The organism is Marinoscillum pacificum (genome assembly GCF_024714495.1).
Lineage (GTDB): Bacteria > Bacteroidota > Bacteroidia > Cytophagales > Cyclobacteriaceae > Marinoscillum > Marinoscillum pacificum.
On the sequence record NZ_JAMZMJ010000001.1, the window covers coordinates 486,280 to 499,773 of the forward strand.

At 39.6% G+C, this 13,494-nt stretch carries 15 protein-coding genes; 1 reads left to right on the top strand and 14 read right to left on the bottom strand.

The window, feature by feature from the left end; genetic code table 11:
• The first annotated feature begins 41 nt into the window (after nucleotides 1–41).
• The gene (locus NXS00_RS02090) at nucleotides 42–2,192 is read left to right on the top strand and encodes a beta-1,3-glucanase family protein (protein WP_258097457.1); all 2,151 of its coding nucleotides are present in this window, start codon (nucleotides 42–44) and stop codon (nucleotides 2,190–2,192) included.
• Between the two features lie 2 nt (nucleotides 2,193–2,194).
• Here the strand turns inward: NXS00_RS02090 and NXS00_RS02095 are convergent, their stop codons facing one another.
• The 14 genes from NXS00_RS02095 to NXS00_RS02160 form a co-directional block, all read right to left on the bottom strand.
• Nucleotides 2,195–2,797, bottom strand: coding sequence for an alpha-ketoglutarate-dependent dioxygenase AlkB family protein (locus NXS00_RS02095; RefSeq protein ID WP_258097458.1), 603 nt, complete (start codon nucleotides 2,795–2,797; stop codon nucleotides 2,195–2,197).
• A gap of 19 nt (nucleotides 2,798–2,816) precedes the next feature.
• Complete coding sequence (locus NXS00_RS02100) at nucleotides 2,817–3,689, bottom strand: M90 family metallopeptidase (RefSeq protein WP_258097459.1); 873 nt, start codon at nucleotides 3,687–3,689, stop codon at nucleotides 2,817–2,819.
• A gap of 113 nt (nucleotides 3,690–3,802) precedes the next feature.
• The gene (locus NXS00_RS02105; protein WP_258097460.1) at nucleotides 3,803–4,201 is read right to left on the bottom strand and encodes a hypothetical protein; all 399 of its coding nucleotides are present in this window, start codon (nucleotides 4,199–4,201) and stop codon (nucleotides 3,803–3,805) included.
• 74 nt (nucleotides 4,202–4,275) lie between these two features.
• Nucleotides 4,276–5,307 (bottom strand): quinone oxidoreductase family protein, encoded by a 1,032-nt coding sequence (locus tag NXS00_RS02110; protein WP_258097461.1) that lies wholly within the window; start codon nucleotides 5,305–5,307, stop codon nucleotides 4,276–4,278.
• Between the two features lie 53 nt (nucleotides 5,308–5,360).
• Complete coding sequence (locus tag NXS00_RS02115; RefSeq protein WP_258097462.1) at nucleotides 5,361–6,608, bottom strand: hypothetical protein; 1,248 nt, start codon at nucleotides 6,606–6,608, stop codon at nucleotides 5,361–5,363.
• A 123-nt stretch (nucleotides 6,609–6,731) separates the two neighbouring features.
• Complete coding sequence (locus tag NXS00_RS02120; protein WP_258097463.1) at nucleotides 6,732–8,654, bottom strand: methyl-accepting chemotaxis protein; 1,923 nt, start codon at nucleotides 8,652–8,654, stop codon at nucleotides 6,732–6,734.
• 6 nt (nucleotides 8,655–8,660) lie between these two features.
• Nucleotides 8,661–9,155, bottom strand: a complete 495-nt coding sequence (locus NXS00_RS02125) for a DUF6436 domain-containing protein (protein ID WP_258097464.1) — start codon at nucleotides 9,153–9,155, stop codon at nucleotides 8,661–8,663.
• Between the two features lie 470 nt (nucleotides 9,156–9,625).
• Complete coding sequence (locus tag NXS00_RS02130) at nucleotides 9,626–10,492, bottom strand: DUF6159 family protein (RefSeq protein ID WP_258097465.1); 867 nt, start codon at nucleotides 10,490–10,492, stop codon at nucleotides 9,626–9,628.
• 64 nt (nucleotides 10,493–10,556) lie between these two features.
• A complete protein-coding gene (locus NXS00_RS02135; protein WP_258097466.1) occupies nucleotides 10,557–10,934 on the bottom strand; it encodes a ribosomal maturation YjgA family protein in 378 nt (125 codons plus the stop codon).
• A 67-nt stretch (nucleotides 10,935–11,001) separates the two neighbouring features.
• Nucleotides 11,002–11,628, bottom strand: a complete 627-nt coding sequence (locus NXS00_RS02140; protein ID WP_258097467.1) for a YdeI/OmpD-associated family protein — start codon at nucleotides 11,626–11,628, stop codon at nucleotides 11,002–11,004.
• 77 nt (nucleotides 11,629–11,705) lie between these two features.
• Nucleotides 11,706–12,290, bottom strand: a complete 585-nt coding sequence (locus NXS00_RS02145; RefSeq protein ID WP_308708276.1) for a YdeI/OmpD-associated family protein — start codon at nucleotides 12,288–12,290, stop codon at nucleotides 11,706–11,708.
• Nucleotides 12,287–12,667, bottom strand: coding sequence for a DoxX family protein (locus tag NXS00_RS02150; RefSeq protein WP_258097468.1), 381 nt, complete (start codon nucleotides 12,665–12,667; stop codon nucleotides 12,287–12,289). Before NXS00_RS02150 ends, NXS00_RS02145 begins: the two co-directional genes overlap by 4 nt.
• A 2-nt stretch (nucleotides 12,668–12,669) precedes the next feature.
• Complete coding sequence (locus NXS00_RS02155; RefSeq protein ID WP_258097469.1) at nucleotides 12,670–13,128, bottom strand: SRPBCC domain-containing protein; 459 nt, start codon at nucleotides 13,126–13,128, stop codon at nucleotides 12,670–12,672.
• 4 nt (nucleotides 13,129–13,132) lie between these two features.
• Complete coding sequence (locus NXS00_RS02160) at nucleotides 13,133–13,456, bottom strand: ArsR/SmtB family transcription factor (RefSeq protein ID WP_258097470.1); 324 nt, start codon at nucleotides 13,454–13,456, stop codon at nucleotides 13,133–13,135.
• Between the last annotated feature and the right edge of the window lie 38 nt (nucleotides 13,457–13,494).

The window sequence follows — 13,494 nt, forward strand, 5'->3', positions numbered from 1 at the left end:
TTATAACGGGTGCCTCACTTTTACTTTTTAAAATCAACACTATGAAAATGCAACTCACTATGAGTCGGTGGCAAAAAGCCATCCGACCAGCACTCTATTGCCTAATCATTCTGGCATTCTCGATGACCAATGCTCAGACATTGCCTTATCAAATCACCAACAATTCAGATTATCCTGACAATGAAGTCTATGTCGCTATTGTAGGAATAACAGGCGGACATGTTTGGGTAGACCCAATAACCGGACAAGTCAATCAAATGAGTCAATCAGATAATACGGTCCCCGGACCAGTATACGGTGGAAATATGGGACCAGGAAACAATGCCTTGTACGCCAACTGTTTCAGAAAGCTCAGCGATATTCCGAATAACACAGTCAATTTACCACAGATAGCTGGATGCAGAATTTTCTTCGCATTCCAAAGTCAGTTATACCTTTATTTCTTTGGGTATTCCGGAGCACCTAGTGGGTACTCTGCTCCCAACCTGGAAAATGCTACAGATCCGAACCAGGGAATCAAATTTGAGATAGCAGAACTTACCTATAACAATTATGGGCTTTGGATCAATACGACTCGCGTAGATTCATATCAGTACCCAATGGGAATAGAAGTTTGGGGCAATGGTTTCTATAAGAAAGTGGGAGAATTGAAAACCCATCAACAAATCCTTAATGAGTGGCAAGCAACTGCACCGGCCGAGTTTCAAGGACTGCTTGACCAGAGCTCCACAACTATCCACTTCCCTACTAAATCATCTACTTTTCCTCAAAGCCTAATCCAAAACTATATAGATCAGATTTGGTCTAAATACAGTTCTCAACAGCTGGTATTTAACTCTGGTGATGCAGGAACCTGGAGAGGAAGTGTGTCAGGCAACAACTTTGTATTCACCAGGGATAGTGATGGCCAGGTTGCAACGATTCCTGGTAAACCAACTACAGAGATGGCCATGGAAGCAAGTGGAGTAATGGCTCAGGGAGCTCAATGGGATTTAGTGGTTCAGGCTCAGATAGCCGCAGCGATCAATAGACATGCTATCAATCTGAATCTTGGATCTGGTGTGATGCAGGACTTCTCCAATGAAGCAAATTACTATCAAACCTGGCCTTACAATTGGTATGCAAAGTTCTGGCATCGATCAGACATCTCCTACAACAGTCAAACGTATGCATTCTCGTTTGACGATGTATTTGATCAGTCAGCTACCATACATACTCCTAGCCCTACCAACATCAATATTACACTTGGAGGATATCCTGGGGGAACATCTGGAGGTCCGGTCACTTTGTATCAGCATTGTAATTATGGTGGATATGCTGTGTCTTTAGATGAAGGATCCTATACGCTAGGTCAATTGCAGGCACTGGGAATAAGCAATGATGACATTTCTTCTTTGAAAATAGAAAGTGGCTATCAAGTAACCATGTATCAGCATGATAACTTCACAGGAAATACCGTAGTAAAAGCTGGTGATGATGCCTGTCTGGTAGATGATGGTTTCAATGATGACATCAGCTCATTGGTGGTCAGTACTGCTGGTGGCTGGTCACAGCAAATTGAAGCGGAAGACTGGGCGGTCATGTCAGGCGTACAAACAGAAGCATGCTCGGAAGGTGGACTAAATGTAGGCTGGATAGATGCCAATGACTGGATTGTTTGGGACGTCAATGTACCAAATGCAGGATCTTATACGGTAGAGTACCGAGTGGCCAGTGCCTCAGGTGGAGGTAGTATACAGCTAGAAAATGCGGGAGGCAGCCCAGTATATGGATCATTAGGTGTCCCAAATACTGGAGGCTGGCAAAACTGGACTTCCATATCTCATACAGTATACCTTTCTGCTGGACAGCAACAAATCGCGATTAAAGCTCTTGCTGGTGGTTGGAATCTTAATTGGATCAAGTTAAGTAGTGCTTCAGGGGCTCGAATTAGTCCAGAATTAGTTTCGGAATTCTCAATGTCTGATCTAAAGGTTTATCCTAACCCTGTAGAGGATATACTTACTATCGGAGTTTCCGACAATCAGGATTTACAGCAAATTGAAATTCTAGACATCTCCGGCAGATCTCTATATCAATTAAAATCTCCGAAATTCAACAAAGTTGATTTGACGTTTCTGGAGCCTGGACAATACTTCTTAAAAATACAGGTGGATGATCAACTTGAAACAAAAAGAATCATCAAGAAGTAAGCTTATTTCTCAATTGTTCTAAAAGTTAGGTTCACTCTTGGCGAGTGGGCCTTTTTTGTTGGAGGAAGACGATGGAGCCAAAATGTTTGAGTAACTCCTGCCATAATTAATAAAGACCCATGCTGTAGGACCAGTGAAACCGTTTCTTTAGTTGACATATGCTTGAAAGCAAACTTTCGCTCAGCCCCAAATGATACTGAAGCTATAGCTCCATGCTTCTTCAAATCTTCTTCCCCATCTGAATGCCAGGCCATTCCTTCTGATCCATCATGGTATAAATTAAGCAAACAAGAGTTGAACGTCTCTCCAGAAATATCTTCAATTTGCTTTTTAAGTTTCAATAATTCAGGAGTCCAGGGAAGAGCAGTTTTGGTGTGATTAGAGTAAGTGTAGGAAAATGCCTGATCTCCGTACCAGGCCACTTTGCGCTTGGTCTCTATGCGTTTTCCAAAAATAAACGCTACATCAGGTTGCCATTCTATTTCTTCAAGGAGCAGTTCATATGATCTGGTAGACTCCTGCACTGGAAAGACCTGACCATAATACCGAACTTCTCCATCCCGGGGTAATAGGTTCTTATTTGACTCTCTTTGAAATAACTCCATATCCTTTTGTACTCACCAACTACTTCATACAGCAATCTTTATACTTCTTACCACTTCCACAAGGACATTTGGCATTACGAGGAATCTCTTTGGGTTTATTGTACGAATGCTCATAGAAGATATTGGTTGGATCTTGATGAAACACTTCTGTTAGCAACTTATACAATTCAGGTTCTTTGTCTTCCAACTGGTGCGGTCTTTCAAAAAAATATTCGCTAGCTACCGCAAAAAACTCCTTTTCGTTGTAAGCGGCATATTCATCAATATTGCTATGGCCCTTTTTGATTTCATCAGTTTTCTTTTTGATAAGCGCCATCCAGGGAATACTGTGCATTTTATCATGAAAACCTGGTGGTATTCCGTCAATTTCACCATCCTCTTTGTCAAACAAGTGGGCAAACTCATGAATGCCTACATTGCGCATATCATTATTGATATCAAATCCTCGGTGTAAGGCTGGTTTGGACAAGATCACTTTACCTTCCATGGGTCCGTTCCCCACCATCCCCGACATTCTTGCATTAGGACCACCGATGTTGTAGTGCTCATCAAAAAGACCTGGATATAAGATAACCTCATCCAGATAATTATACGTCCATTGAGGAAATCCAAATAATGGAATCACGGCACTTGCAGCGACTAACAAACGATCTTCAAGTGTTATATCTACCTGAGCTCCATTAATAGGTACATGTTCCAGAAAATTACGAATATCCGATTCGAACTGAGCCTTTTGTACTTCATTCAAGTTTTGATAAAAGTGAACTTCCTCATTAAGAATGTTCTTCCACTTTTGTGGTGCCTGAAGGATTTTTTCCTTACCTGGATTGAGTACTTTCCAGGTATAAAACACTAAGCCAACCACGGCGGCTCCAAAGATGTATATTGCCATAATGTAAAATCTGCTGCAAGAATAACGATCCTAAAGTGAATCAGTTTAGTAGAAATTAATAAAGCCACAGAGATATCTCTCTATGGCTTCAAAATATGACTATCAACTATTAATTATTCCTGATCAGGATCGATGGCATCTGTTAGCCAAGCCTGCCCAACTTCTTCAAAATTTTCCGTTTGAGAAGCATCTATAAATCTCTCATATTCATAGACTCCTGTTTCCTTAGCAATTCTTTTAAATTGTAGCGTTGTAACCGGGTTATTCAGCAAGAGAACAGACCTTACCAATCCTCCTTGCTTAAACATTCTTTGTGCTTTATCAATGATCGCTTTAGACTCTGGAGGCAATGGTTTTAAATCCCTGTTATCAACCATTACACAGTATTCAGTTAGACCGGAATCTTCCAAGGTCTTCTCGGCTTTATCAAAATACTCCTGCATTTCGAATTCTTTGATAAACCCACTGAAAGTGAATTTGAACCCGTAATCTTTTATCTCAATTTTGTACATTCTACTGCAATAATTTCTTAATCAAAAATACGAGTGAGAATGTACTATCAGATTTAGATTTCGATAGACAGACCTTATTGATCGTTAACTGGATCTCCCATTTTTACAACCACCTTTCCAACACTTTCGCGTGACTCTAAAAAGGCATGTGCTTGAGGCAATTCCTCAAATTCATACACTTTTCCAATGACAGGTACTATCCCATGTAGGTGTGTGAATGCTATCAGTTCAGTCCAAACGGATCTGGTAACTTCGGGCTTAGTTGTTAAATAGCCAATGTGTGTTGCTGTCAGTGATTGTGACTGAATGGCAAGCTCCATTACTCCGGCTTTTGGGGCGTCTCGCCATGCTGGCCACCAGGTCCAGGGCTGCCATTTTTTCAGCGGAATACTCGCATAACCCGTAACAATCATTCTTCCGAAAGGTGCCAGCAGTAATTTACTTTTCCTGAATACCTCTCCACCCACTACTTCAAGACAAACATCAATATTGGTCCATTCATTTCGAATGACTTCCTCGAAATCCTCATTTTGATAATTGATGGCTAGTTGTGCACCCAGTGATTTGATAAGTTCCAGCTTTTCTTTTTTACTCGCAGTTCCGGCTACTTTGGCTCCGAACTTTGATGCCAACTGGACAGCGGCTGTCCCTACTCCACCTGCGGCTGCCTGAACAAGGACTTTCTCTCCTACAGACAATTTTCCCAATTTGAATAATGCCACCCAAGCAGTAATATAATTGACAAGAAATGCCGCTCCTTGTTGCCAGGTCCATCCTAAGGGAATAGGAAATACCAGATGCGATTTGCTTTTCATGAATTCAGCATAAGCGCCATACTGCGCACCCATAATCACCCGATCGCCAACCATACAATTAGTCACTTCTGAGCCAACCTGAACCACTTCGCCGACAGCCTCCATTCCCGGAACATAAGGTCTTTTTGGAGCCCAGCTATACTGCCCCTTACGAGACAATACCTCTGCGTAGTTAATTCCTATAGCCTTTACCTTAATCAGGACTTCATCAGGACCTATTTCAGGTTTAGGAACTTCTGTTAGTTGTAGTTTATTGATTCCTCCCGGAGATTTAAACAGGTATGCCTTCATGGTACTTAATTATCCATCAAAGGTAGTCCCGATTACAAAGAGTCTATATTGAACTATTGAATTTTTGGCCACACGCTGTATCGAACATCTGTGAAGGTACCTCGTGATTTTTCAGTAATTAGTTCTTCCACCCGACCGATGTATGTTTCCGACTCATCTAGTTTAACAAACTGAGCATAAGCGAACTCAATCTTATCAATGTCCCCAAGAGGTGCATAAGAGTCAACGATTTCATCAGGAATGGCAATAGGTTGAATCTGCGAACCTTCTGGAGTTATAAAACTCCAAACAAAATAATCTCCTGCTTCCGAATATCTAAAATCTACTTCTGCATAACTGTATGCTTGATCTATACTAACTGAAAAACGATCAAAAGCAGTATTTGCAACATCACTAGAAAAACCGTTGACAACTATTTCTGAAGGAAGATTCTCAACGATACTTTGATAGTATACATTTTGATTATAATCAGAAGAGCTGCTCACATTACCAGCAAGAGTTACCGCATAAAATGGATAACCACTCACATAACCCAATTCTTGATGATCAGAGTTTGAAGATGATTGAGAATTTGACCAGGGAGTTAAATCAGATAGTTCATCAACTCTACTGAATGAAGCATCATAAAGTCCGTCTATACTTCCATGCAGTTCTGGAAGTGACATAGATACAGGTGTCATTGATTTGAAATCCCCATATGAAATAGAGAGTTCATCATCAGGCAACACCCCGTTCAATTCATAATAAACTGGTTTTCCTTCTTTGTAACTTGATATCAAAAGGTCTGACTCATCCTGATACAGAAAAACTGTGGCAGTATATTGGCCATTTTCATAAATAACCGACGACCTGTCTATATTATAGAAACTCTGTGAAAAACCATCGTTGAAAATAAAGGAATAAAAACCATCCAGACCGTCGTTGAAATCGTCAATAGTAACGGTAAACGAGCCAATAGCCTCCCTTTCTTCAATTTCTAGATTGGCTGATCCATCAAAAGTAAAATTGCTATTTCTAGGAATATCGTGATAAGTTTTAAGACGAAATGCATACCCATTTCTTTCAGGCATTACAAATGTTACACTCACAGATTCGTCATTGGTTCCTCCAGATAATCGAATAACCTCTCCTTCCTGAGTTACTTGCTTGTAATTCAAAACTTTCCCTTTGGAATCAGAGACTACCACCCAGTCGAACCATTCGACAGCATTGGTTGTAAAAAGTGTACCAAACTCTACTTCTTCTTCTTTGCACCCAACCAACAAAATCGGAAGGAGCACTACTAGTATTAACTTCTTCATACTCAATTAATCATTAGTCCTTAATTGAAAATTAATCAATTAAACACATTACAACCAACTAAATATCAGAGTTTTAATGAAATAACCAGAATATTTTACAAATACCGCAAACAAACAAACTATTTAGAGAGTAAACTCTTTCATAGAGTCTTTGAGCTTTGTTGCTTGAGTATTGATTTCAGCACTGTTTCTATTGAACTCTTTCATGCCTCCAAACAGTTCATTGGCGGAACTAGCAACCTCTTCAGCACTTGCCGCCGCCTGTTCAGAAATCAACAATACGGATTCAAATGATTCGAAGACTTCAGAAATTCGTTGAGTTTGAACTTCCGTAATACTTTTCACATTATTTGAATATTGTAGGGTTCGTTTAGATTCACCTGAAATGACCGCCAATATCTCATGTGTCTTTCGAGTTGACTCTACTCCACTAGAAACCTTCTTGTTCATTTCTGTAATCACAGAAGATGTTTGCTTAATATCACTTTGCACATCCTGCACAATCTGTTCGATCATACTTGTTGAGCTCTTAGCACTTTCAGCAAGCTTCTTAATCTCTCCTGCCACTACAGCAAATCCTCTCCCATTTTCTCCTGCCTGGGCAGCTTCAATAGCCGCATTCAGTGCGAGTAAATTGGTCTGAGAGGTAATTTCATTGATCACATTGAGTATCTGAGCAATCTCTTGAGAACGCTTAGATAACACGTTAATGGAATCCAAAGTCTTACCCGCATATTCCTCAACACTTTTGATATCGTTAACGACCGTAGTTACAATATCAATTCCCTGATCGCTACTTTTAGCTCCTTCTTCTGCCACCTGGTTGATGCTATCTACATCTTCTTCCATTTGCTTAGCACTAGACAGTACTTCTTCGATAATTCTAGAGGTATTTTCAATATCCTGCAATTGGTGTTGAGCTCCAGAACTTACCCGACCTATGGCATCAGCGATTTCATTGGTGGTAATTTCCATTTCACCACTATAAGCCATCATCTCATTGGTTGCACCAGTTATCTGCTCAATGCCGGAAGAAACATCTCCCAATAAAGACCTCAGGTTAGTGAGAGCAATATTCATGTTATCGAACAACTCCTTGATCTCTCCTTGAGCATCGGTATCTATATGATCTGTAAGTTTACCTTGAGACAGATTGGCAGCAATTAAATTGATACGATCTATGGGCTCAGATACTGCATCTAACATATTATTGATAGAATTCGCCAGATTACTCCAAACTCCCGACTTATTCTCAAGCTGCATTCTAGACCCCAGGTTTCCTTCTTTTCCGGCCTGGTCAACCACATCCTTGGTCTCCACAATAATGTTGTCAATGATATTGTTAAAATCATTGCCCAACGCCATCATTGCCTCGTTGATTGACTGATGTTGATAAGCTTCATTATTAGTGATCCTGGAGGCAACCTTTTGCACATTTTTCGCCAGTTCATTCATCTCATCTAGCTGAGACTGTACTTTAGCCGCATTCTCATAACGACTTCTAGTCTGCTCCTGCAAACGAAATGACATCCATGCTGAAACAGCAACACCTAAAACGGCTAGCCCCATATGATAGGCAAAGGTCATATTTGTTAGCACATCCATATTAATGAAGTACTGGAGATATTCCTCCTGTCCCTGACGCACCAAAACAAATATGCTCACATGATGAATGACAATGATCAATGCGAACGGAATGTATACCAACCAATCTTTGTAAATAATCAGAATCATGGGCATGATGAAAAACCAGAAGTGCATTTCATACAATCCATGAAGCTGAGCCAGAAACTGCACCATATACAAAGCCATAACCGACGCTCCCAACATTCTAGATATCAGTCTTGTGGAATATATCCATTGTGCAATCAAATAAATCACCATGTTGGCTGTTCCCATTCCAATACCAAGTTTCCAGGTATCGTAATGAGCTGAAATTCCTATGCCAAAGATCCAAAGCATCACTATCATTCCTGTGATGATTCGCTCTGATTCTTTATTCACATCAATAAGATTTCGCGATTTTGTACTTAGGGTAAATTTCATGGCGAATTAATTTATGGGACAACCTGTAAATGAAACTTGATAATTCGTAAATAATGGTGGTTGATTATTAGATGCTAAAAACCTCAGCGCAACAGCAGGCGCTGACGAATAGATCGTGGTAGCACTGCACAGCCCACTACCGTCAGAATAATTTCCAGTAAAATACAAGCTCTGATTTCTATCAATGATTAATGCATGAGGAGTAGTGGGTACATTTAACTGTTGAGTCAGCTCAAAATTAGAATCTTGAAATATGCTAACCGATTCTGGTAACTGATAGGCTTTTCTTAAATCCCGTTCGGTTAAAGAAGATCCATTTATGATCATATAATTACATGTTTCAGGGTACTTATCAATTATTAGTGGTAGATGTTCCAAACTGACTTTGGAATCAACACATCGCTCGTCAAAGAAGTGTATATATAAGGGTTTGGATATATCTGTCTTGATATCTGCCAGAAGAATTTTATCACCTACCTTCAGTGAAGATTGTTCTTTCACAAAATAAAATTGAAATTCTTCATCCCAATAAATGGACAAGGAAGCTGTAAGGCATATTAGTATACCAATCAACGCGCTAATATGACGAGCGAGTAATTTCAAATGATTCTAATGAATTTCACCTCTAGATTAACGTGTTTCATTTACCTTAATAGGATTTATTCGATAATTGGCTGTATTTAATCGGTAATTTGAGAACTACAAGTCTCCGATCAACAAATAACCAATAGTAATTGAACCTTATCGTATTACTGAGGATATTGAAACTTGTGCAACCGCCTATTGATCGCTAATCTCCGAAGCATAAAGCAAAGAAGAATTATCTGGTAACAAGTAAGGGTTACTCTGACTCTGTTGGATAATGGTGTCGGGAAATTAGGAATAGAAAACTCCTCCAGTTTGGAAATACAAGACCAAAAAAACACGACATCACTATGAGGAGTAACGCCGTGTTGGTGTTCAACAAAATATTACTTTTTTGATTTAAAAGCACCTTCAATAAGCGCTGGATCATAATCAGAAGCCACAATTTTCTCATTGGCATACACAAAAAGTGCTGTGGTAAACACTGTGCTTGCTACTTTGAAAAGTAATCCAGTAAAAAGTAGCAAACAACCACCAATTACCAGTCCGGTGATAAGTCCAGCTATCTCGAAATAGTTTGTCAACAATATCGTTAGGCCTACTCCTCCTGCAATTACAGCAACATACGCAAAGAAAGTCATCAAGCCCAGACCTATACTGCGAACGATGTTTTCACCCCAGGTTTCCTTTACGGCGCTCATAGATTTTTTCACTGCATCTATTGGACCCAGACCATCATATACCAATATTGGAACCACGAAAATCGTAGCGATACTCCATGCAGCCCCCATTAAGCCAATAATGATTCTTCCAACAATCTCTCCTACTTTTCCAAAACTTGTAACGGCTCGTTCCAGTACGTTTAACAACAGTCCAACACTTGCGGATAACAAACTCCAGCGAATGATTAACCCAATACGAGAAAAGGCAAATCTGATACTCTCACCAAAAGTAGCATCTCCACCTTCAAATCTGATTTTGGCCGTGTAAACCACACAGACATTGAAGAAGGTGGCAATGAATGCCAAACCAAAATAGGTCGCAAAAATGATGATGTACTGATATACTTCCAGCTCGCTAACAGGTTGACCTTGATTGATAATTTCAGACAACACTGAAGGTACGATCATAGCAATGGAGAAAATGGCACTGAAAACAAAAGAAAGTAAAGCAAACGCCAACAATTCCCTGTCTTTATTGATAACACGAAAAGACATTTTAGTGATCTGCCAGCTTCGACTGAATACGTTCATAGACTTTGGTTAGATTAGTATGGATCAATAATAGCCAAAAACCACTGTTTGTCAAAGAATCAAACTAATGTTTGACAACATATCGATCAATCAAAGCTGCAACTCCAATTCCCACGGTATAACACCAGAGATCACTCCATTTAAATCCATATCCCAATACAAGTGCCATGCTGGGAATACTTCTGATTTGATTCATCCAATCCGTCTGAATCAGTTGAGTAAACTCAATGAAGAAAGCGAATAACATAGCCAGGGTTATTTTTAAAGAAATCCTTCCTTTCGGATTAAGCACGGCAATTAGAAAATAGACCATTGATGCCCAGAGAACATCCCCTACATACGCATCACTCCAATCTGGAAAATCATAGAAGGATGAACGTGAAAACAGGCCTAGAGCAATACAAATCAAGCTGGCAACAGCATAGCGAATTCTACTATTCATAGCGCTAATATAAAATAAAAGTACTTTGTATTGCAAAGCGATAAGTAAAAATAAAAGCATTGATCTCTCAACGCCCTTGTGGTCCTTTGCCTGCAAACACTAAAGGTTTACTCTTTTGAATGCGATTTATCCTGGTTTGGACCTGTTTAGGCTGGGTATAATTCAAGATAAACCCTCTCTGACGGCCTGGAGTCAATGCTTCGAATGCTGTTTGAAATTGTGGATCTTTTTTAAATTCTTCTAATAACTCCTCAGGATATTCTAATTCATCTTTCTGCTTAAAATCAACTTTCAAACCAAGACGTTCTACTTCAATAGCTTCATATACGTAAGCCTTGAGATCTTCCTTCAAATCTTCGATCTGTTTGAGCGAAGTAATTTTAATGATTCGAGCTGATTGTGAATTTTCTCCCTGACTATGCAAAAGTGCTTTTGCATCTTGTAACAATACACCTTTAAAGAAACTAAGACTCGTGTACTCCTTAAAAGCACTAACCACACAAACATTAGCTCCTTCGTAGGTGTAACAAGGAATACTCCATTTCAATTCTTCAGTCAAACCACAATCCAATACAATCTGACGTAAAACAACCAATTCCTTTGGCCATCGATGCACTTTGCAGTCGGGAGTACCACCGAGTTTACATCGACCACACCCCTCTTCTAGATAATTATCAATTGCTGGATTCTTCATTTGGCTAAAACTAATGTCTATTGTCTATTGTCTATTGTCTATTGTCTATTGTCTATTGTCTATTGTCTATTGTCTATTTAATCATTCAACCCTTTGCCAGCCAATATGTGATCCCAATACTTTTCAATTCTAGCTTGTCTTGTTTTTGACTGTTTCGCTTGACTGAAATGAAGCAAGTACCCTCTCTGTCTACCTGGAGTTAAACCTTCAAATGCCTTTTTCAAATCTGTATTCTCCTTGAGAGCGGACTCAAACTCCTCGACCATTTCAAAATCAGCGGTCTTTTTCATTTCCGCTTGCTCACCTGACTTCTCTACTCGAATGGCATCTTTGATACATGATTTGATATATGATGCTCGCCCTTTGATATCATCCAAACTGAAAAAACGCAATTGACGCTGTACCTGAACATTTTCAGTTTGCTGTACCATCTGATTCTCAGGGTCCTTGATCAATACGCCTTTATGAAATAGCAGCGCACAGTAATCCTTGAATCCATGAATCAAAACCACATTTTGACCATCAAGCGTATAGCAAGGTTTCCCCCATTTCACTTCTTCATCCAGTTTGAATGGAAGAATAATCTGTCGCAATTCTTCATAGCACAATTGCCATTTAGATTCTTTATTGAAAAAGAAATCAGCACTTGGGATGTCCATCATGGGTTAACAAGTTTTCTAGATTCAGGTCTAAAATACCATGAAATACAGGTTAATAAAAGCAAAAGCACTGATGGAAAGATTTCACCAAAAGGATCACCAACAAAGAAATGAGAAACTAATGCGCCAGTCATGGCAAAAAAGAAGCCTGCATACGCCCACTCTTTAAACAAAGGAAGTTTTGGAGCCAAAGCAACGATAGTTCCCAAAATTTTCCAAACACCAAGAATGATTAAGAAGTAAGCCGGGTACCCCAAATGATCTACCGTCCGCTCGATTTCTTCCGGCATTTGGATTAACTGCACGATTGCTGTGGATACCATTCCCAATGACATCCATAAAGTCGCAATCCAATAAATGATTTTGTTGCGTTTTGACATGACTAGTTGTTAAAAAGTGATTCGATTCGATTGTGCGCCATATTGACCCCCTGCACGAAGGGTAACTTGAGTATCTGATCCCTTACTTCGATTGATTGATAAACGACTTGCATGGTAAGCTTAGACTTCTCATCACTCAATGGCTCAAATTTCAAATACTCCAGTTGAACAGGAAAAGGAGCACTCTCCATCTCAAATGTTCTGGTGATCTTTTTATTTGGAACAAATTCATGAATGGTTCCGTTGAAACCATGCTTATTACCTTTAGGATCTGTTGTTTCAAACTGGTAAGCTCCATGTCGTCTATTTTCAAGCTTGATCACTTTAGTTCCCATCCATTGGGCAACGATCTCCGGATCTTCATAAGCTTTGAAAAGAAGCTCTATAGGCAGATCAAATTCTCTGATGATAAAGAGTTCCTGCTTGTTGTCTTCAGCGTGAACCTGAGTTTTCATTTCCATAGTTTTAGCCTTTAGATTGATAGTTTTTCATAATATCCTCCAACTTGTTAAAGCGTTCATCCCACAGCTGCCTGAATGGCTCGATGAAATCAGCTATCTCTTTAATCTTACTTGGGTTTAACTGATAATGAACCTCTCTTCCTTGCTGATCCTGTTGTAGCAACTCACACTCTGTGAGAATCTGTAAATGCTTGGAAATGGTAGGCCTAGCCGAATCAAAATTACCAGCAATTGCACCTGCAGTCATTGTCTGAGTTGTCAATAACATCAATATGGCTCTCCTGGTTGGATCAGCTATAGCTTGAAATACATCACGTCTTAACTTCATTATGTAGCTATTTGACTACAAATATATGTGTAGCCAAT